Origin of the sequence: Parasedimentitalea marina (assembly GCF_004006175.1) — a bacterium.
Classification (GTDB): domain Bacteria; phylum Pseudomonadota; class Alphaproteobacteria; order Rhodobacterales; family Rhodobacteraceae; genus Parasedimentitalea; species Parasedimentitalea marina.
In genome coordinates, this window is sequence record NZ_CP033219.1 from 2,225,351 (window position 1) to 2,246,400 (window position 21,050).

A 21,050-nucleotide genomic window follows, 5' to 3' on the forward strand; every position below is an offset into this window, starting at 1 on the left:
TATCAATTTAGCAGCGGAACCCTGTGGCACCGCTGCCAAAATCAATCAGGCACCAACAGCCATTCGTGGGCTATTGGCCATATGATCTTCCTGCGGGTCCCGTAGAACATAGCCCCGGCCCCAAACAGTTTCGATATAGTTTTCGCCATCTGTTGCATTGCTCAACTTCTTGCGCAACTTACAGATAAATACGTCAATAATCTTCAACTCCGGCTCATCCATGCCGCCATATAGATGGTTCAGGAACATTTCCTTTGTAAGGGTCGTTCCCTTACGCAGGCTCAGCAGTTCCAGCATCTGATATTCCTTGCCCGTCAGGTGCACGGACTTACCATCCACATCTACAGTTTTCGCATCAAGATTAACGGCAATTTTGCCGGTTTTGATGATAGACTGCGAATGCCCCTTAGAGCGGCGGATAATAGCGTGAATGCGAGCAACCAGTTCTTCGCGGTGGAACGGTTTGGTCATGTAGTCGTCGGCACCAAAACCGAAACCCTTGATTTTATTCTCTGTATCGTCTTCGCCGGTCAGAATCAGAATCGGCGTTTCAATCCGAGACAACCGCAACTGCCGTAGCACCTCATGCCCATTCATGTCCGGCAAATTCAAATCCAGCAGGATCAAATCATAATCGTACAGCTTGGCTAGATCGATGCCTTCTTCACCCAAATCCGTCACGTAAACGTTCAGATTTGCGTGCGTTAGCATCAGTTCAATGCTTTTTGCTGTTGTTGGGTCGTCTTCCACCAGAAGTATGCGCATGGTCTTTTATCTCCGCCTGTAAACTCTTTCCCTCAAGTTGCGTTAACCTTGATGGAAAAAGGTTAACGCCCCGTTACCATAATGGTTAATATGGGGCAGAGCCTAGGTCTGTCGATATTTTTTCAACGCTGTGGTCTTTAATGCATCCACGCCGTGATCTGCCACAGCCGCGATCCAGCTGCGAAACTCTTCTTCGCTTAGATTATAGCGCTGCATGGCTTCGGTTTGTGGTAGCAAACCATAGAGCACCCCACGCACCACAGCTGCTTTGCGCGACGCCACCCAGCGGCTGGTGGTTTCTGGCGGCAGGTCAGCGTGGGTCATAATTGTCCCGTCCGGCAAGGTCACTGCCCGTGGCCCGTCCACTTTTTTCAAAAACATCGACGTATCCCTCGTTGTACACCACTAGCCTTGACCGCTGTGACTTAATGATATGTGAACCATGCCCCTTGAGAGTCTGTAGGATTTTCTTATATTCTGCGACGTCTGCCCCAATTCCCCAGGAGTCGCCCCATGGCGCTGGATACATCCCACCCGTTGAACTCGCTTGGCTTTGCTAAACCACCATCTGAAACCCGTGTCGTCGTAGCCATGTCCGGCGGCGTCGACAGCTCTGTTGTGGCAGCATACTTGGCCGATCAAGGCTATGACGTAGTCGGTGTGACGCTGCAATTGTATGATCATGGTGCCGCTCTGGCCAAGAAGGGCGCCTGTTGCGCAGGCATTGATATCCACGATGCCCGCCGTGTCGCCGAGGAACGCGGCTTTCCGCATTACGTGTTGGATTATGAGAACATTTTTAAAGATGCGGTGATCGACGAGTTTGCAGACAGCTATTTGGCAGGTGCCACTCCGGTTCCCTGCATCCGTTGCAATGAACGAATCAAATTCAAGGACTTGTTACAGACCGCCAAGGACCTAGAGGCCGACTGCATGGCCACCGGTCACTATATTCAGCGCAAAATGGGCGAGCATGGCGCCGAGCTGCATTCGGCAACCGATGCCAATCGCGATCAGAGCTATTTCCTGTTTCCAACCACCCCGGAACAGCTCGATTTCCTACGCTTCCCCCTGGGTCATCTTCCGAACAAGGACGCCACCCGCAAAATGGCAACACAATACGGGCTGGCGGTGGCCGATAAACCAGACAGTCAGGATATCTGTTTTGTGCCCGACGGTGATTATGCCGGACTGATCGAGAAACTGCGCCCCGGTGCTGCCGAACCCGGCGAGATCGTGCATGCCGACGGGCGTATCTTGGGTAAACATGACGGTGTATTGCACTATACGATCGGTCAGCGCCGCGGTCTTGGCATTGGCGGGCTTAGCGAGCCGCTGTATGTGGTCAAACTCGACGTGGACACAAAACAAGTCATCGTCGGCGGTAAAGAATTGCTGGCCACCCGCACAATCCCAGTCCGCGAAATCAACTGGTTGGGGGATGAACCTTTCACGTCGCGCGACGAGTGGCACCTATCGGTCAAAGTCCGCTCAACCCGCCCCCCTCGTGAGGCCATTATCCGGCCGATCTCAGCCACTGAAGCCGAAGTAGAGTTGCTGACACCCGAAGAGGGTGTCTCTCCGGGTCAAGCCTGCGTGTTTTACGCCAACGAGGGCAGCAGGATATTCGGTGGGGGTTGGATTTGGCGCGGATATTGATCCGCTACGATTACATTGTGCCCGGCAGCGATGCCGGGCAAGGCCTAGGGTAATCGGTCCAGAACAGCCCGCGCAGCGCGCAGGCCAGGGGCTTCTCCGCCCTGCCCCAATTGCGACATGGTCAATGCCATCGCCTTCTTTTGATCCGATGGATCATCGGCCACTTTCGTCAGCGCCGAAACGATCTTTACAGGCGTACACTCGGAGCCCAAGCACTCCGGCACAAACCGACTGCAGGTCACCAGGTTTACCAGCGTTACAGTGTCAATCAGCGCCACGGCTTTCATGATCCGCCAAGTCAGCCACTGAAACCTATAGGCAATGACCATCGGTGTACTTGCGGCCGCCAGCTCTAACGACACCGTTCCCGAAGCCGCCAGTGCCAAGTCTGCAGCTGCAAAAGCCGCGCGTTTGTGCGCCTGCGCCGTCTCAGGCTCAAAATCTCCGGGGTCCACCACAATGGCATCGCTGGGCCAGTCTTGCAGGTTTTCACGAACAAGGCTGGCAACAGCCGCCGCCGCAGGCACAACCACTCGCATCTTTGGATTTGATTTTTGGAACGCAACCAGTGCCTCGCCAAAAACAGGAGCTAACTTTTGAACCTCAGAGCGGCGTGACCCGGGCAAGGCCAAAACAAAAGGTGCATCCCCCAAGCCAAATTCAGAGCGAAAGTCAGTGATTTCAGTCGGTGTTGCCTGCGGCTCTGCAACCACCGGGTGGCCAACGAAATCACACTCCATCCCTGCGGCTTGCATAAACTTCGGCTCGAAAGGCAGCAACGCCAAGACGTGATCAATGACCTTGGCCATCTTTTTGGCACGACCTGGGCGCCAGGCCCAAACCGAAGGTGCCACATAGTGCACAGTTCGGATGGAACTGGATTGTTTCACTAGCTTCGCAACACGCAAAGAGAAATCCGGAGCGTCGATGGTGATCAGCACATCCGGCTTGCTGGCAATCACCGCATCAGCAACCTCACGGATGCGGCGTTTCAAATGCAGGTACTTAGGCAGCACCTCCGCGATTCCCATGATCGACAGCTCGTCCATTGGAAACTGTGACGATAACCCCTGCGCCATCATCATCGGCCCGCCGACCCCCTCGAAGGATACGCCAGGGGCCAGGTCATGCAGCCCTGCCATCAAAGCGCCGCCCAGCCGGTCACCCGAGGGTTCGCCAGCCAGAATAAACACCCGAAGGCTCATGCTGGACGGAGCCATAAAAACAAGCCCAGACGATCGGCGGTGGCAATCACCTCGTCTTGTGCCAAGACAATGACGCCTCCAGCCTCAAGTACGATGCCAGACAGCCCCGCCTTGGCTGCCATTTCCACTGTGGCAGGTCCAATCGTTGGTAAATCTGCCCGACGATCCTGTGCAAGTTTAGGCGCCTTGAATAACAAACCGCCCTGTCCGTCCGGGCGATTTTGCAAGGCCTGCAACATCCAGTCGGTTCCAAATGCGTTTTCCACGGCAATGGCCTGCTGATTTCGAACAGCGCAAGATTGGCCAATGTCCGCACTGCTCATTGCAGCCACGATTTCGACCCCGCGTAGGACGTCTGCCTTATCCAGTTCACCCGGTTGAACCTGAGTAGGGACACAAGCAGTCATCAAAAGATCAGGCGCCACATCCTGTGCAGACTTGACAGAAAATCCAGATTTTTCAAAAATTTCAATAACTGCCCGCAGGGCGCCATCATCGCCACTTCCCAGCGCGGCCTGCAAGATTGGAACCAACGGAAAGGTTGCAGCATCGATTGCCGTCGGATCAATCTTGGGGCGCGCAACCGCGCCAGCCATACAGATTTCGGTGATCCCGCGCTCGGTCAACTCGGCCAAAAAGCTACCCAGGTGCTCCAGCCGGAACCGCAGCTCCGCCACAACCGAGGTTGGATCATTTCCTGCCATGGAACAAACCAAAGGTCTTTCGTCTAATTGCGCCAAGATTTCTCCCGGCAAGGCGCCTGTTCCAGCGATCAACGCAAGCATATCTTACCCCCCTGGTGTCAGGAAAGAGCGATCACTGTCACCAGTGATAAAGGCCACGATTTCCTGAACATAATCACTGTCGCTCTCATCTGCTAAACGCCGAGCCCGTTCCTGAAAAGTGCCTTCGCCTTGGGCCAGCATCTGAAACGCAGCCCGAAGTGCGGTGATATCGGACCGCGCAACACCGCGGCGCTTCAGCCCAACCAGGTTCAATCCGTCCAGATCACCACGTGGCGCCTGTACCAAACCGTAAGGAATGACGTCATTGGTAACCATGGTAACGGCTCCGATGATCGCGCCTTTGCCAATCCGCACCCATTGATGGATACCGGACAGGCCACCGATGATCACGTCGTCTTCAAGGACACAATGCCCGGCAATTGCGGCCGAATTCACCACAATAACCCGGTCGCCGATTTTTGCGTCATGGGCAATATGGCAGCCAGCCATGAACAACCCATCGTCGCCAATCCGCGTCACTCCGCCGCCGCCTTCTGTGCCGGCATTTACCGTCACATGTTCCCGGATGCGGTTTCGTTTGCCAATCAAAGTTCTGCTTTGCTCTCCCTTGAACTTCAAATCCTGAGGGACTTCACCCAGCACAGCAAAAGAAAAGACGACGGTTTCGTCGCCGATCTCGGTGTGGCCAGTCAAAACCACATGGCTTTTCAAAACCACACGGTCGCCTAACACCACGTCCGCGCCAACCACGCAGAAAGGACCGACTTCGCAGCCCTCGCCAATGATGGCCCCCTCTTCGATCACCGCACTGGGATGAATCTGGCTCATCACGTTCAGTCCTTTTGCAGGTCAACCATGGCAGTAAATTCGGCTTCGGCAGCCGCTTCACCATCGACAGTTGCCTTACCCGAGAATTTCCAGATTTTACCGCCGGGTTTCCCACGCAAAGTAACGATATTCATTTCAAGCACATCACCTGGTCCGACTTTGCGGCGGAACTTGCACTTATCAATGTTCATAAAATAGATCAGCATATTACTGTCGATCATATCAAAGGCAGTGCCAATCATAACGCCGGCAGTCTGAGCCATCGCTTCGACGATGGTGACACCTGGCATGATTGGTGTGCCCGGAAAATGGCCTTGGAAATGCGGCTCATTCATAGTGACATTCTTGATGCCACGGGCAGAGTTAAACCCATCAATGTCGAGCACTTTGTCGACCAGCAAAAAAGGATAGCGGTGCGGCAGGATCCGCTGGATCATTTGAATGTCAGCGCTTTTCAGCTCGGCGGTCATAACGGTCATCCTGTTCTTGTCATGGAGTCTGTGCCGTCCCTAGCAAGACGGCGGCTTTTGGGCAAGCGGCCGTCCTTACTGTTGGACGTCTTCGTTCGTCGGCGCACCATCGCCCAACACGGCATCAATACGGGAAATCGCTAGATCTGTTATATCAGCGGCATCCGCACTGAGAAATACAGAGGATTGGTCCAAAATGGCCCCGGCACCTGTCTCCCGCATCACCTGTTGCAAAACGGGCAAAGAAAGTCTGAAAAACTCGCGCCTAGCTACTTCGCCTACTGAATTGATTTCACGCAGTTTACTTTCCTGCAGCCGCCGGGTTTCCTGAACTTTTTCATCAAAAGCATCAGCTAACGCCCTAAACGCAGCTGGCTCCATAGAAAGACGTCGCTCTGCTAGCATCTGCTCCTCGGCACGTAACTCAGCTTCAATACGTCGGTTTTCAGCCGTCAAAACCGCGCCGTCAGCCTCAAGACCCCGGGCAACCCGGCGCCCATATGCACTGCTTGAGTACAGCCGCTCCGGCTGTATCGTCAAAATGGAACTCTGCGGGATACCCAATTGGGTCCCACTAGTCACATCAAACCCAATGGTTCCTTGAGCAGGGACTGGCAGCGGCGTAAACATAACACTTGCGAGTGCAATCACTTTAACTAGCACTCGCAGGTGACCATGTTTACCGGAGATCGGCATAGATTTAGAACCGGGCCTGGATCGTCAGATCAAAACTTTGCTCTTTGTCGTAACTCTCTTTCTTTATCGCCTTCGAAAAGTTGAACCGCAAAGGGCCAAATCCAGTTGTCCACAGCAACGAGAATCCAATGGTTTGACGGAAAGATCCGCCTTCGCCAACAATAGTTCCGCCTGTGGTGTTTGCATTGGAGAGATCCCAAAGATTGCCAATGTCGTAGAACAAGCCTCCACGCATGCCATATTCTTCTGGCAGGCCAAGCGGGAATTCAGCATCAAACTTAGCCACGGCGTAATAGTTGCCACCTAGAAAGTCATCGTAGTTACTAGTCGTGGTTCCAATGGCCGATTGATCACGTGGGCCGATACCGCCTGGTTCAAAGCCGCGCATGACATTCGTTGACAGAATGTAGCGGTCGATTGACCTGCTAGAGTCATTACTAAGCCAGCTCAAAGCGCCTGCTTCAAACGTTGCCCGTAGGGTAACTTCTTCGTTGAACACCAACTTCTGGGCAATTAGTTTTGCGGTTGTTTTGACATATTCATTGTCGCCTCCCAAACCGGCATAATCGGCACCAAGTTGCACCAAAAATCCGGCATTTGGGTCTAGCCCAGTGATCCGGCTGTCATAAGTATACGTGAAACCAACACTGCTCGATGACAATTCGCCCTGTCCGATTTCATTGCGGACGACCGGACCTGCCAGTGGGTCTCCGTTGCTATCATCTCCACGACTGACCATTTCATCGCGGTCCCATAGGTATCGGACTTGAAGAAGAGTATTTTCGCCGGTTTTGAACGACAACGACGGGGTGATAAAGGCTCGCTTTGTATCATATTCCGAGAAGCTGGAGTCTGTTTCCGAAACACCCAAGTCTAGTGAAAACCGCAGATCCCGGCCCAGCAAGTGAGGTTCAGTAAATCCAAAAACATATTCTTCCGAATCCTGAGCCGTCGAAATATTGAACGACAACCGCTGCCCTCGACCAAGAAAGTTGTTTTCCGTCAGGCCAATGGCGACACCAAATCCATCATCGACGGAATAGGCGCCACCAAGGTTCAATGATCCAGTTGGCTGTTCTTCGACATCGACGTCCACGACGACCTGACTTGGTGAACTACCTTCCCTAACGTCAACTTCGGCGGTCGCAAAGAATCCAAGCGCACGGATACGTTCCGCGCTCTCGCGAATTTCCCGGGGATTGAAGGGATCGCCTTCAACAGTTTTGAACCGCTGGCGGATCACCCGATCCAACGTAGTGGTATTTCCTTCAATATCGATACGCTCCACAAACAGCCGTGGGCCTCGAACCAGTACAAATTCAATATCGAGTGTCAGGTCACGGTCATTTCTGGATATGCGCGGCTCAACCCGCAAGAAATCAATTCCCTGTCGAATGGCGAGCGTTTCCAGGCGTTCAATCGAATTCTCAACCAGCAACGGAGTATAAATCACACCTGGCTTAACCCTCAGGGCATCAAAGAAAGTATCCGAATCCGCCTCGCTGATTTCACTGGAAACTGATATCTGGCCAAATTTGAATTGCTGACCTTCGGTGACATCCACAACCAGAAAGAAGGCATCTCTTTCACTAGTGACTTCGGCGTTTGCGCTGTTCACCCGAAAATCGACATAGCCCCGCGAAAGATAGAAATCACGCAGAACTTGCTTATCAAATTCAATGCGGTCCTCGATCAAAGTGTCCGACTTGATGAGTGCCCGCAACAAACCTGCCTGCTTGGTTTCAACAACTCGGCGCAAACGGCGATCTGAATAGACGCGGTTGCCGACGAAGGAAACTCGTTCAACTTCAGTTGTATCGCCCTCGGAAATTTCAAAAACCAGATCGACACGGTTGTCGCTACGGCGAATGATTCTGGGGGTTACCCGCGACGCCAACCTACCCTGAGCACCATATGCTTCAGCAATATTGGCTGCATCCCGTTCGGCCACCGATGGATTGAACACCCGGCGTGGAGCAGATTCGACAAGCCCAAGCAGATCCTCATCCTTGAGTCGGCGGTTCCCCTCGAAACTGATTTGACTAATCGTCGCAAATTCAGTGACCTTGATGATCAGAGTATTCCCACGCGGCACCAACTCAACGGTTTCAAAAACACCACTATCAAGAATACGCTGATAGGCATCGTTTAGTTGCCCTGCGCTAACTGTTTTGCCGCGCTCAATCCCGGTATAGGCCACAATCGTCGAGGTCTGAATGCGCTGGTTTCCCTCAACCTGCACCGAATTGAACTGATAATTTTGTGCCTCTGCAAACGTTGGTGCAAAAGCAAATCCCAAAGCGACAGCAAGCGAAATTGCTGACACCTGTCTATACAACATCTTGGTGCGCGATCGGCACCCCCCGCAGGATTTACCCGCGTTTGTCCCCCAGAGCATATCAAATAACCCAATTTTTTTAGCAGCTTTAAAACTGCGTATCGGGTTTATGCTCTGTTGTCAAAAGCTAGAAAAGGGAGAGCAGGCCTGAATTTTGTTGCTGCATACATCCTTATGGTGATCCAACACCGTGACAGCCATCCAGGCCCCTGCGATCAAAGCCAAAAAAATGACAAAGGACGACATAGCGCGGTCCCAATTCAACCGCATCAAAAGGCCCAGTCCACGATATGAGTATTGTAATGTCTGCATGGCCCAGACCCCCTTTTGTCATCAATTCGTTGCACCACAGACCGAACGTCGTTCGATGCTGTGCGCCTTTCCAAAAGATTAACAGGGGAATGTGGCCAGATTTGGACGGTCGCCTTTTCGGCGACCATCCAAAGATTAAAATCAGCAGAAGATGTCATTGCCCAGGGCAAACACCATTAGAGACAGAATGGCTGCGATCCCAAATGTCATTAACACTCGCATGGCCATGTCGCTCGGTTGCTTTTTTGTAATGGCCTCATAAGCATAGAACATCAAATGTCCCCCATCGAGGGCCGGGATCGGAAATAGATTGAGCAAGCCAACCGCGGTAGAGAGCACTGCAATAAACCAGATAAAGCTTTGTGCACCCTGACTGGCCATGGCCCCTGATGTTTCGGCGATACCTAACGGGCCGGACAAGTTACAGGAATTGATGTTCCCCAGAATCATGTGTTTTAGCCCGGACAATGATGTCTCCACGACCATCCGAACCTGCAAGGCACCAGACGTCAGTGCATCTACTAGTCCAGTCGGCTCTGACGCCGGGCTAAAGGCCAAGCCGCCGCCGATGCCAATCCGCCATTTCGTGGCAAAACTGCCGTCCGCCTGTGGTTCGTCAACGCGACGTGGCGCCAAGGCCAGTTCCAGAGATTGGCCATCTCTCCATATATCCAGCAAAAGCACAGTGCCGTTTGCAGCCTCAACAACGCTTTTCAACTGAGCAAACGATGCAACGGGCTCACCGTCAATTGCAGTAATCACGTCACCCGCCATCACTCCGATACTTGATGCGGCACTGCGTGGCATGACCGCACTGACAACAGCCGGTGCAAAATTTGGTCCCTCGACCACCAGTTCCACCCCATCCCGCAGAACGAAATAATCTAACGGTTGCTCAGGTGGAATTTGGCTACGGAACGTGCCCCATTTTTCGAAGTCAGACATTTTGGGCACATTGACACCCGCAATCGAAATAACTTCGTCACCTTCTCGCAACTCATTGACCAAACCCGGCATTGGTACCAATTCGCCAACTGTCAGCGGGTACCTGGGTTCGCCACGGACCATAAATACGCTGGCGAAGATCAAGATAGAGAGGATAAAGTTAAACACTGGGCCAGCAGCGACTGTCGCAGTCCGCGCCCACAACGGTGCGCCATGCATCGTACGCCGTAGCAAGGTTGGATCATCCTCAGCGTCTGCCATCGCCTCTTCATCCCTGCCCGAGGCGGCGTTGGCGTCTCCAAGAAACTTTACGAAACCGCCAAATGGCAACAAGGCGACTTGCCAGCGGGTGCCATGCTTGTCAACGCGGCTCCAGAGCACCGGACCAAAGCCAAGCGAGAACACCTCGGCATGAATGCCAGACCAACGACCAACAATGTAGTGGCCATATTCATGTACTGCCACGATCACCGACAGCGCCACGACAAAACTGATCAGCGTATACAGAAAGCCGCCAAACTGCGGAATGAGAGAAGCTACGTCCAAAATATTACCCTGTTCGTTTTGTCATGGCTACATCGGCCTGTTGCCGTGCCAACTGGTCAATCTTCGACACGTTATCAAGTGTCATTGCGGCGTCAATGAGGCTGGAACTCCCCTCAAAATCTTCCAACACCTGCTCAACTATGGTCGCCATATCCAGAAATCCAATCCGGCTCGCGATGAAGTGATCCAACGCCCGCTCTTTGGCCGCGTTGAAAACCGCCCCCATCATGCCACCTCGCGCCATGACGTGATAGGCTAGGCCCAATGCAGGGAACCGCGCAGGATCCGGGGTCTGAAAGTTCAGCTGGCCAATTTTGGCCAAATCCAGTCGAGCAACCGGAAGGTGACGCCGTTCTGGCCAATGCAGTGCATAACCAATCGCGTGCCGCATATCCGGGGCACCCAAATGCGCCATCAGCGCCCCATCGCGAAATCCAACTAAAGCATGAACCATAGATTCTGGGTGAACCAATACTTCAATTTGTGAAGGTGAAACGCCAAAGTATTCATGTGTTTCAATTACTTCCATCGCTTTATTGAACATAGACGCACTATCGATAGTGATCCGCTGCCCCATGTCCCAATTGGGATGAGAGGACGCCTGAGCCAGTGTCGCCTCGTTCAACCGGTCCAGCGGCCAATCGCGGAACGCCCCACCAGAGGCGGTTATGATGATCCGCTCAACTGAATCAATATCCTCGCCGACAAGTCCCTGAAACACAGCGGAATGTTCACTGTCCACCGGCAAAATACATGCACCGTGGCGTTTCGCTGTGTCCAACAACAAGGCGCCGGCGCAGACCAGCGATTCCTTGTTGGCCAGAGCCAGTGTCGCACCCTGCTTCAACGCCTCCATCCCCGGGGCAAGACCTGCCGCACCAACAATAGCAGACATCACCCAATCGGCGGGTCGCGCTGCGGCCTCGATCAGGGCATTTTGACCTGCCGCCGCCTTGACGCCGCTTCCAGTCAAAGCCGCGCGCAAATCAGCCAGCCGGTTTTCATAGGCGGTGACAGCAATATCGGCCTTCAACGCTATGGCATCCGCAGCCAATCTTGCGATGTTTGCGCCCCCAGTCAGGGCCACGACATCATAGGCGTCCGGGTCACGTCGAATCAGATCGATGGTGTTTTGACCAATCGACCCGGTAGCGCCAAATATTGAAATTTTACGCATTACAGTGTCCCGCTAGGCAGGCCCCAAAAAGTCAGAAAGATTAGCACCATGGCCGCTGCTCCCAACATTCCGTCAAAGCGGTCAAACAGGCCTCCATGGCCAGGAATAAGCGCACTGGAATCTTTAATCCCCATCTTACGCTTTAGGGCGCTTTCAGCAACGTCGCCTGCTTGACTGGCCATCGACACCAAAACGGAAAGTACTATCAACCCAGGCCCAAACCCAAGTTCATGAGCGAACCACATTCCAAGTGCGGCCGCAGAAATCCAACCAGCCAGCGTACCAGACCAGGTTTTCTTTGGGCTGACGCGAGGCCAGAACTTGGGTCCGCCGATCAGTTTTCCGGCAAAATATCCGGCCACATCAGTGACAACCACAATACTCACCAGCCATACCATCCATTGGATTCCCAGTACATTTCGCATCCAGATGAACCCAAAGCCCGCAATCAGCGCCCAAAGAGTGAAGCCAAAATAATAGACCCGACGCTGTGACAGTTGTGACACCCCCACCAAGGCCGGCGCAATCAGCAACGGCAACGTCCAGACCGGCGGCAGCAAGGCTGCAGCCAGGGTGGCAACGCCGGCCAGCCCACCCAGTTGCAAAGCAACACTGCGTTGCTCCGGCACCAGCATTCGCACCAATTCCCAGATTAGACCGCCACAACATAGTGCAATCAGAATCTCAAACACTAAGCCGCCAGTGAAAACGGAAAATATGCCCACTGCCAGCATGACGATGGCCGAGATTAACCTTGGGGCCAGATCTGCCCAGCGACCTTTAGCGCTCATGTCTTCACCTTACCAAATCGGCGATCACGACGCCCAAACTTCCTGCAAAGACGACCTAGCTCAGCCGCTGTGAAATCCGGCCACAACGTATCAATAAACTCATATTCCGCGTAAGCTGATTGCCAGAGAAGAAAATTGGATATCCGCGCCTCGCCGCTGGTCCGGATTACCAGATCGGGATCGGGCAAAACATGCGTGTCCAGGTACCGCGGCAGCGTTTCTTCATTGACGTCTTCCGGGTTCAACTGTCCTTCAGCAACGTCCCGCGCCAACCGTTTTGTCGCCCGGGCCACTTCGTCCCGTCCGCCATAGTTCAACGCAACAGTCAAATGTGTTCCGTCATTGCCTTCAGTTTCGACTTCAAGATTGTCCATCAACTTGACCAATTTTTCATCAAGTTTAAGACGGTCACCGATGAACCGCACCCGAACATTTTTTGTTGCCAGAGCCGTCATTTCCTTGGAGATGTAGCGACGAAACAGGCTCATTAAACCGGCGACTTCAGTCTGTGTTCTTTTCCAGTTTTCAGTAGAAAAGGCGAATATCGTCAAATATTCAATGCCGAGCTTGGGACAAGCTTCAACAACTTCCCGAATTCGCTTTGCCCCAGCATGGTGACCAAACAGCCGCGGCCTTCCGCGGGCTTGCGCCCAACGTCCATTACCATCCATTATAATGGCAACGTGACGCGGGCCGGGCCCACCCATTGACAGAGCGCCGCCGTCTTTGGATGCTATATCAGGTATATTTGACATGCTGGAACGTCAAACTTGCATGATTTCTTCTTGCTTGGTCTCAAGACTGGTATCGACCACTTTGATCATCTTGTCGGTCAATTCCTGCACTTCGGTTTCCCAAAACTTCTGGTCATCCTCAGACATGCCATCAGACTTGGCCTTTTTGATCTGATCCATACCATCGCGACGGATGTTACGGATTGAGACGCGACCGTGTTCGGCATACTGACCGGCCACTTTAGTCAGTTCGCGGCGCCGTTCTTCGTTCAGCTCGGGAATTGGCAACATGATAATGGTGCCATTCAATTGCGGGTTTATACCCAGACCACTCTCGCGGATGGCTTTTTCGACTTTACCAACCAGCCCCTTATCCCAAACATTGATTGTCACCATGCGCGGTTCAGGTACGTTAACAGTGCCGACCTGGTTAATTGGAGTTTGCGATCCATATGCGTCAACCATGATAGGCTCAAGCATCGAGCCAGAGGCACGGCCGGTTCGCAGACTGGCAAATTCAGTTTTCAAATTCGCCATAGCGCCGTCCATGCGACGCTGCAAATCATCGGTATCGAGAATAAAATCGTCAGACATGCTGCTCATTCCCCGTCTTCAGGTTATGTTTTCTAGGCTCATAAGCCATTGGTAGCGCGTTGTATAGCAATCTTGATGCTGAATTTTGGCCTCATCTATTGAAACGAGGGCTTCAATCCACCAATTCTAACACGACACAACGATCAACGTGACAGAAAACGGGCCTGAGATTTAAAAAAATCAAGCCCGCCATCCTTGTCTTTTGTTATCCTGCGACCCGGGTATAGGTGCCCTTACCCGCCAGAATACCGCGGAACCCGCCCGGCTCATCCAGTGAGAACACTATGATTGGCAGGTTATTGTCGCGGGCCAAAGCAATCGCCGAGGCATCCATAACACCCAGGCGTTTGACCAGAACATCATCATAAGACACATTGTCATAACGCACTGCGTCATCATATTTCGCGGGATCCTTATCGTAGACGCCATCAACTTTGGTGCCCTTAAAAATCGCCTCACAGGACATTTCATTGGCGCGCAGAGTGGCTGCCGTGTCTGTGGTGAAATAGGGGTTTCCGGTTCCCGCCGCAAAGATGCAAACCCGCTTTTTCTCAAGGTGACGCACAGCGCGGCGACGGATGTATGGTTCACAGACTTGATCCATCGGAATAGCCGAGATCACCCGGGTAAACACCCCAAGTTCTTCGAGTGCGCTCTGCATCGCTAGTGCGTTCATCACTGTTGCAAGCATACCCATATAGTCAGCGGTTGTGCGCTCCATTCCCTGAGCAGATCCGGACAGCCCGCGGAAAATGTTACCACCACCAATCACCATGCAGATCTCGACGCCCATATCGTGCACCGATTTCACTTCTTCCGCTATGCGCTGAACCGTCGGTGGATGTAACCCGAATCCCTGATCTCCCATCAGCGCCTCGCCTGAAATTTTCAGCATAACGCGTTTATAGGTTGAAGCGGAGGGTCCGCTCGACTGATCGGTGGAAAGGGGCATATTGCGCTCCGGAATGTGACGGGGTTAAGCTGTCGGGCAAAATGGCGCAAATCGGTGCCATGTTCAATGCAAGTTGGCACAGTTTGATTGCAAAACTGTGTCGTATTATTGCGCAGACCAGGACAACACACATGCGTTTGCCCCAAATCTCTCCGGACCAACCGGTTCTGATCGCTGGCCCCACCGCCTCAGGTAAGTCCGCACTGGCACTGGAGATCGCACAGAACCAAGGGGGGGTGATTATCAACGCGGATGCCAGTCAGGTCTATAATTGCTGGAACCTGATCACCGCTCGCCCCTCTATCGCCGAGGAGGAAAAAGCGGAGCATGCCCTTTATGGTCACCTTCCATATGACGCCGCCTATTCCGCCGGACATTGGTTGCGTGAGGTCAAACCCCTGCTCTCAGGTCCCCATCGTCCTATCCTTGTTGGTGGCACTGGCCTGTATTACACGGCACTGACCGTTGGCATGGCGGAAATCCCATTAACCCCACCCGCGATTCGCACTACAGCTGATGACCTTGCGACAGAGGACATGATGGCCGTATTGGATTCTGAGACCAAGGCCAGAATCGACGTGAAAAACCGAGCACGGGTACAACGGGCCTGGGAAGTTCAGCAAGCCACAGGTAAACCACTATCGGCCTGGCAAGATGACACGCCACCGCCATTGCTACCGGTCGAATCCTGTGCGGCCCTCGTGTTTGACGTTGACAAAAAATGGCTCGAGTCCCGCATCCGTCGTAGGTTTGACCAGATGATAGATCAGGGCGCGCTTGACGAAGCCCGGGCCATGCAGGACCGCTATGATCCGAATCTGCCATCTTGCCGCGCCATTGGCGTGCCAGAGTTGATGGGCCACCTGAACGGAGACCTGACACTTGAGCAGGCCCGCGAGAAGGCCTCGGTAGCAACACGGCAATTTGCCAAACGGCAGCGGACCTGGTTTCGCTCGAAGATGCAGGATTGGACGGCCTACTCGCCTTCTGAGTGACAGGCGACGCAACTGTCGGCAGAGCCTTGTCCGAATCGAAGACACATGTGCAAGCTCCTGCAGCAACAAAGTTTTTAAAAACAGGTATTATGCCCTACGACCCTAACCCTCTCGAAGAAATCCAAGTTGTCCCTCTATCCGGGCTGCATCCCGTTGGGCCATGGCAACTAGAGCTGGCACATGACCGTGACAGGCATATTCTAATCTGGATTACCCGAGGCCAAGGTCGCATGCTTATGAATGGGGCACGCCGAGGGTTTGGTCCACACAATGCGTTATATGTCCCTGCTGGTGGACTGATGTCGCTTGAAATGGGACGAGGCTGCTTAGGGCAGGCCCTATTGGTGCCCGCATCAAATGCGATCGCCCTTCCCCATCGTCCACAACATCTGCGAATTAACAATCTGAGCGAGCAATCCAGCCTGACGGCTTTGTTAGACGTTATGCAACGCGAACAATCTGCACGCGCAACACTATGGCACCGCGCGATGCAGGCCCATGGAGAGTTGATCGGAATCCTTTTGCGACGCCAGATCCACAGCGACGAGGCCACGCAACCAAAACGCAATGCGGCGCGGCGGTTAACTCAAGCCTATTGCGCCCGCATCTCTCAGTATTTCGGCGACAACATCAGCATGTCCGATCACGCGACTGCCTTGGGTGTTACAGCAACCCATCTGACCCGAGTGGTCAAATCTGAAACCGGAACCACGGCTGCCGGTCTTTTGACTGAACGCCAACTTTACGCCGCGCGGTGCCTGTTGATTGAAAGTGACCTGCCGATACAGGACATTGCTACGCGCCTGAATTTCAGCAGTTCAGCTTATTTCACCCGTTTCATGACCCAACACACCGGCCAAACACCCCGGGCTTTGCGCAAACAATCCCGTAGCTGATTCTCTCTAGTCGAATTTATGGTATTTTCACACGCAACTTTCTTGCGTTCTAGACACATGTGACCAGAGCCAACCCGTGTAAAGTCAAAAACGACAGGAAAACGTCGCAATTATGCGCAAAAGTGTCCAAACTGAGCATTGACCTATGGGCTCAAGTAAGGCCGTATATTCAACATGGGGAAACAAAAACGATAAACCGCACCTTATTTGGCCTGATTAGCATTTGAAGAAGATGCCGATTACAGCGCTTTTATCCCATTGGTGCGACAGGGAGAGTCTTCATGTCTAATGAGACCAATAGCGAAAAACCCATTCATTGGGCCGCAAAAATGCACGCACAAGAAGTATTCGACGGCAAACTAGATCGTCGTGAATTTCTGACCCGCGCAACTGCACTGGGTGTAACATCGGCCGCAGCCTACGGGATGATCGGTCTGGCTGCCCCAGCAAAAGCCGAAGGCTCAGCCAAAATGGGCGGCACATTGCGCGTCCAGATGGAAGTCCATGGTCTGACAGAGCCGCGTCTCTATCAGTGGTCTGAAATGGGCAACATGACCCGTGGTTGGCTGGAACATCTAATTCACTACAACAACGATGGTACCTTCTCTCCCGTTCTGGCAGAAAGCTGGGAAACCAGCGACGATGCCAAAACCATCACCATCCACCTACGCAAGGGTGTGACATGGAACAACGGTGAACCGTTCACCTCTGCAGATGTTGTTCACAACTTTAATCTTTGGTGCGACGGCAATGTCGAAGGCAACTCGATGGCCACTCGGATGGGTCCACTGGTTGACCCCGACACCAAGGTTGCCATCGAAGGTGGTATCGTTGCTGCCGACGAACATACTGTTGTTCTAAATCTGCCATACGCAGACATTACCATCCTGGCCGGTATCGCAGATTACCCTGCAGCCATCACCCACCCATCGCTGGACAGTGGCAATCCGATTGACAACCCAATCGGGACAGGACCGTATTTGCCAGATAGCTACAATGTCGGCGAAAAGGCTGTCATGGTACGCAACGAGAACCATACATGGTGGAACGAAGGCAACGGCGCCTATCTGGACCGCATCGAGTTCATCGATTACGGTACAGACCCGGCCACGATCATGTCAGCAGTCGAATCTGAAGAAGTCGACATGACTTACGAATCGATTGGTGATTTCATCGATATTCTCTCCGGTTTGGGCATGAACCAATCCGAGGCGTCAACTGCAGCCACAATCATTACTCGTCCCAACCAGCTCGCTGAAGTTGACGGTAAAATGCCCTATGCCGACGTCCGTGTACGACGCGCATTGGCAATGGCGGTAGACAACGCGGTTGTGTTAGAGCTGGGTTATGCCGGTCGTGGCTCGCCTGCGGAAAATCATCACGTCAGCCCCATCCACCCAGAATACGCCGAACTTCCTGCACAAAAAGTGGACCCTGCAGGCGCGATGGCCTTGATGAAAGAAGCCGGTATGGCCGATTTCGATCACGAGATCATTTCGCTGGATGACGGTTTTGAAAAAGACACAACCGACGCGGTCGCCGCGCAGCTGCGCGATGCTGGCTTCAAGGTCACCCGCAAAATTTTGCCGGGGTCAACATTCTGGAACGACTGGGCTAAGTATCCGTTTTCTTCAACTACATGGAACCAACGTCCATTTGGTGTTCAGGTACTTGCACTGGCCTACAAAACCGGTGTTCCATGGAATGAAACCGGATTTGCCAACGAAGAGTTTGACAGCACCCTGGTCGAGGCCAGCTCAATCGCAGACGCGGACCAGCGCCGTGTTCTGATGAAGCGTCTTGAGGAAATCATGCAAAATGAAGGCGTGATCATTCAGCCGTATTGGCGTTCGGTGTACAACCACTCGCGCCCAGGTCTGGTTAATGCTGACATGCACGCACAGTTCGAAATTAGATATCAAAACATCGGCTGGGATGCCTGATTTGACACTATTTTGATCGTGAGACGGGCCACCAAAACCGGTGGCCCGCCCTTTCGTCTGCCGGCAACAAGCAAGCTGTGGATAACACAGTCTTCGAGCACCAGAAGGACACTCCGCGATGGGACGGTTTATTCTACAGCGATTTGGAGTGATGGTTTTGACCGCACTGTCGCTGACCCTAATTGTTTTTTTCCTGACCAATCTTCAGCCCAATCTTGAAAAGATAGCCAAATTTCAGGGTAACGCTCGGATGACCGAGACAGAAGTTGAAAGCTGGTTGGACAAAAATGGCTATGCACAGCCAATGATGACCCGCTACGCTGAGTGGCTTGGACTGGCCAGAGGCTGGACCTACACAGATGACGCGGGCAAAGTCACAGGCCGGTGCATCGCACAGGGACAAGAGCCATCAGACGCACCGGCCCGGTGTGGATTGCTGCAGGGAGACTGGGGCTATTCTATTTTCTTCGAGGCCGATGTCGCTGGCAAGGTTCTCGGGAAACTGGCGCTGACAGGCAAACTCATGTTTTGGGTCATGCTACTTATGATCCCACTTGCTTTGTTCATCGGCGTTCTGTCTGGCATGCGAGAAGGTTCCAAAATGGACCGGACCCTCTCGACATTTTCAATCATAACAACTGCGACACCTGAATACGTATCCGGGGTTATCTTTATCGCAATCTTCGCCTCTTCAGCAGTTGGGTTGAAATGGTTCAAGGGCACCGCAACCTCGGCGATGGACAACGCCAATTTTGAGAATTTTTTCCTGCCGGTTCTGACAATCTCGCTGTACGGGATGGGCTATATTTCCCGCATGACCCGCGCCTCGATGACCGAAGTGATGACGGCCCAGTATATCCGTACTGCGCGCCTTAAAGGGGTTAGTTTCTATAACGTGGTTGTCAAACATGCCCTGCGAAATGCGCTCATCGCCCCCTTTACAGTGATCATGCTGCAGTTCCCATGGCTGCTGAATGGTGTGGTTATTGTGGAAACTTTGTTCAATTACAAAGGCTTCGGCTGGGCATTGGTGCAGGCCGCCGGGAACAACGACATAGAATTGTTACTGGCTATATCAGTGGTTTCAGTCGTGGTGGTTCTCGTGACCCAGCTGATATCAGATATTGGCTACGTTTATCTCAACCCACGCATTCGAATTTCTTAAGGGAGGAAGAGCAATGGACCCTCTCAGCACGTTTGAGATAATAACCCGAATTCTGGTGCAACTGTCACCTGTATGGATCTCACTGTTTTTGTTATATGCATTGTCGATCGCCTTTAAGCGGCGGTTGGGCCTATATGGCAAACTGTTTGACAGCCCGATTGGCATGATCGGTTTTGGCTTGGTGATGTTCTGGACATTCACCGGCATCTACGGCGCCATGGACATGATTGTGACCCATGACCCCCTGGCACAGATATCTGGCATGAAAAACAAAGTCCCCGGAACCGCAATACGCGGTGTCGAAGAGGGCGACTATGCGTGGTACCTTCTTGGAGGCGACAATCTGGCTCGTGATGTGTTCAGCCGGTTGATCAAGGGATCTTGGGAAGTCATTAAAATCGCGCCACTGGCAGCCATTTTTTCTTTTATGGTTGGCATTACCCTGGGGCTGCCGGCCGGATACTTCGGCGGCAAACTGGATATCGCCTTGTCGTTCCTGGCCAATCTGATCTTGGCATTCCCGGTGATCTTGTTGTTCTATCTGTTGGTGACACCGGAGATCGTTGCCACCGGCGTTCCGAACTATATGGCCATCGTGCTGTTCGTCTTCCCGATCATCTTTCTGGCGGTCTTGCTGAACTCGCGCTATCATACACGCCCGACACTGCGGACCCCCTTGCTGATTGGTGTTTTGGGATTGGCAACCTGGATGTATCTGCAACTGGTGTCCAACGGTGGCTATCTGATCAACACGCCCGATTACAAAATCATTGGACTGCCGCGGGTGCTCGATTTCTTTGACATCGATCCTGGCCTTCTGGTGGTGTTTGTGTCGGTTGTTTTTGTAAACTCGCCCACAGTGTTTCGTATTGTGCGAGGCCTCACCATGGATATCAAAACCCGTGACTATGTTGCAGCGGCTCAGACCCGCGGTGAGGGAACTTGGTACATCATGTTGTGGGAAATCTTACCCAACGCACGCGGACCTCTGATCGTCGATTTTTGCCTGCGCATTGGCTATACGATCATCCTGCTGGGAACCCTGGGCTTCTTTGGTCTGGGCCTGGCACCGGAAAGCCCAGACTGGGGCAGCACGATCAACGATGGCCGCAAACTATTGTCGATCTACTTGCACCCTGCCTTACCACCGGCCCTTGCACTTTTGAGCCTGGTATTGGGCTTGAACCTGTTGGCCGATGGTCTGCGCGAAGAGAGTCTTAAGGACTAAAGAAACTGGCTGGGGGCGCTGCCCCCAGACCCCCGGGATATTTTTAGCCAGATGAAGAGACCCAG

General features: G+C 53.1%; 20 protein-coding genes. 6 read left to right on the forward strand and 14 right to left on the reverse strand.

The window, feature by feature from the left end; all coding sequences use genetic code 11:
* Positions 1-45: 45 nt before the first annotated feature.
* On the reverse strand, positions 46-765 hold the full coding sequence (gene ctrA, locus EBB79_RS10790; RefSeq protein ID WP_127748899.1) for a response regulator transcription factor CtrA: 720 nt from the start codon (positions 763-765) through the stop codon (positions 46-48).
* 102 nt (positions 766-867) lie between these two features.
* Entirely contained in the window at positions 868-1,146 is a 279-nt protein-coding gene (gene sciP, locus EBB79_RS10795; RefSeq protein WP_127748900.1) for a CtrA inhibitor SciP, read from the reverse strand.
* 132 nt (positions 1,147-1,278) lie between these two features.
* Here sciP and mnmA point away from each other — a divergent pair, with 132 nt between their 5' ends.
* Positions 1,279-2,424 carry a tRNA 2-thiouridine(34) synthase MnmA gene (gene mnmA, locus EBB79_RS10800; protein WP_127748901.1) on the forward strand — a complete coding sequence of 382 codons (1,146 nt, stop codon included), beginning with the start codon at positions 1,279-1,281 and terminating at the stop codon, positions 2,422-2,424.
* A 44-nt stretch (positions 2,425-2,468) separates the two neighbouring features.
* Here the strand turns inward: mnmA and lpxB are convergent, their stop codons facing one another.
* The 12 genes from lpxB to pyrH all read right to left on the reverse strand — a co-directional run bounded on the left by lpxB (position 2,469) and on the right by pyrH (position 14,758).
* Positions 2,469-3,629, reverse strand: coding sequence for a lipid-A-disaccharide synthase (lpxB, locus tag EBB79_RS10805; protein ID WP_127750957.1), 1,161 nt, complete (start codon positions 3,627-3,629; stop codon positions 2,469-2,471).
* Entirely contained in the window at positions 3,626-4,414 is a 789-nt protein-coding gene (locus EBB79_RS10810) for an LpxI family protein (RefSeq protein WP_127748902.1), read from the reverse strand. The genes lpxB and EBB79_RS10810 overlap by 4 nt, the downstream gene beginning before the upstream one ends.
* 3 nt (positions 4,415-4,417) lie before the next feature.
* A complete protein-coding gene (lpxA, locus tag EBB79_RS10815; RefSeq protein ID WP_127748903.1) occupies positions 4,418-5,203 on the reverse strand; it encodes an acyl-ACP--UDP-N-acetylglucosamine O-acyltransferase in 786 nt (261 codons plus the stop codon).
* 5 nt (positions 5,204-5,208) lie between these two features.
* Complete coding sequence (gene fabZ / locus EBB79_RS10820) at positions 5,209-5,673, reverse strand: 3-hydroxyacyl-ACP dehydratase FabZ (RefSeq protein WP_127750958.1); 465 nt, start codon at positions 5,671-5,673, stop codon at positions 5,209-5,211.
* Positions 5,674-5,748: 75 nt separating this feature from the next.
* Positions 5,749-6,303: an OmpH/Skp family outer membrane protein gene (locus EBB79_RS10825; protein WP_177627807.1), complete on the reverse strand. Its 555-nt coding sequence runs from the start codon at positions 6,301-6,303 to the stop codon at positions 5,749-5,751.
* 70 nt (positions 6,304-6,373) lie between these two features.
* The gene (bamA, locus tag EBB79_RS10830) at positions 6,374-8,767 is read right to left on the reverse strand and encodes an outer membrane protein assembly factor BamA (protein ID WP_127748905.1); all 2,394 of its coding nucleotides are present in this window, start codon (positions 8,765-8,767) and stop codon (positions 6,374-6,376) included.
* A 393-nt stretch (positions 8,768-9,160) separates the two neighbouring features.
* Positions 9,161-10,510, reverse strand: coding sequence for an RIP metalloprotease RseP (gene rseP, locus EBB79_RS10840; RefSeq protein ID WP_127748907.1), 1,350 nt, complete (start codon positions 10,508-10,510; stop codon positions 9,161-9,163).
* 4 nt (positions 10,511-10,514) lie between these two features.
* On the reverse strand, positions 10,515-11,687 hold the full coding sequence (gene dxr, locus EBB79_RS10845) for a 1-deoxy-D-xylulose-5-phosphate reductoisomerase (protein ID WP_127748908.1): 1,173 nt from the start codon (positions 11,685-11,687) through the stop codon (positions 10,515-10,517).
* Complete coding sequence (locus EBB79_RS10850) at positions 11,687-12,478, reverse strand: phosphatidate cytidylyltransferase (RefSeq protein ID WP_127748909.1); 792 nt, start codon at positions 12,476-12,478, stop codon at positions 11,687-11,689. Before EBB79_RS10850 ends, dxr begins: the two co-directional genes overlap by 1 nt.
* A complete protein-coding gene (locus EBB79_RS10855; RefSeq protein WP_127748910.1) occupies positions 12,475-13,233 on the reverse strand; it encodes an isoprenyl transferase in 759 nt (252 codons plus the stop codon). The genes EBB79_RS10850 and EBB79_RS10855 overlap by 4 nt, the downstream gene beginning before the upstream one ends.
* A gap of 9 nt (positions 13,234-13,242) precedes the next feature.
* Positions 13,243-13,806, reverse strand: a complete 564-nt coding sequence (gene frr, locus EBB79_RS10860; RefSeq protein WP_127748911.1) for a ribosome recycling factor — start codon at positions 13,804-13,806, stop codon at positions 13,243-13,245.
* Between the two features lie 205 nt (positions 13,807-14,011).
* A complete protein-coding gene (gene pyrH, locus EBB79_RS10865; RefSeq protein WP_127748912.1) occupies positions 14,012-14,758 on the reverse strand; it encodes a UMP kinase in 747 nt (248 codons plus the stop codon).
* A gap of 131 nt (positions 14,759-14,889) precedes the next feature.
* Here pyrH and miaA point away from each other — a divergent pair, with 131 nt between their 5' ends.
* The 5 genes from miaA (at position 14,890) to EBB79_RS10890 (ending at position 20,985) form a co-directional block, all read left to right on the forward strand.
* On the forward strand, positions 14,890-15,753 hold the full coding sequence (miaA, locus tag EBB79_RS10870; protein ID WP_127748913.1) for a tRNA (adenosine(37)-N6)-dimethylallyltransferase MiaA: 864 nt from the start codon (positions 14,890-14,892) through the stop codon (positions 15,751-15,753).
* Between the two features lie 230 nt (positions 15,754-15,983).
* Positions 15,984-16,649, forward strand: a complete 666-nt coding sequence (locus EBB79_RS10875) for an AraC family transcriptional regulator (protein ID WP_338045752.1) — start codon at positions 15,984-15,986, stop codon at positions 16,647-16,649.
* A gap of 281 nt (positions 16,650-16,930) precedes the next feature.
* The gene (locus EBB79_RS10880) at positions 16,931-18,592 is read left to right on the forward strand and encodes an ABC transporter substrate-binding protein (protein ID WP_127748915.1); all 1,662 of its coding nucleotides are present in this window, start codon (positions 16,931-16,933) and stop codon (positions 18,590-18,592) included.
* Positions 18,593-18,710: 118 nt separating this feature from the next.
* On the forward strand, positions 18,711-19,757 hold the full coding sequence (locus tag EBB79_RS10885) for an ABC transporter permease (protein WP_127748916.1): 1,047 nt from the start codon (positions 18,711-18,713) through the stop codon (positions 19,755-19,757).
* A gap of 13 nt (positions 19,758-19,770) precedes the next feature.
* Positions 19,771-20,985, forward strand: coding sequence for an ABC transporter permease (locus tag EBB79_RS10890; RefSeq protein WP_127748917.1), 1,215 nt, complete (start codon positions 19,771-19,773; stop codon positions 20,983-20,985).
* Positions 20,986-21,050 lie beyond the last annotated feature (65 nt).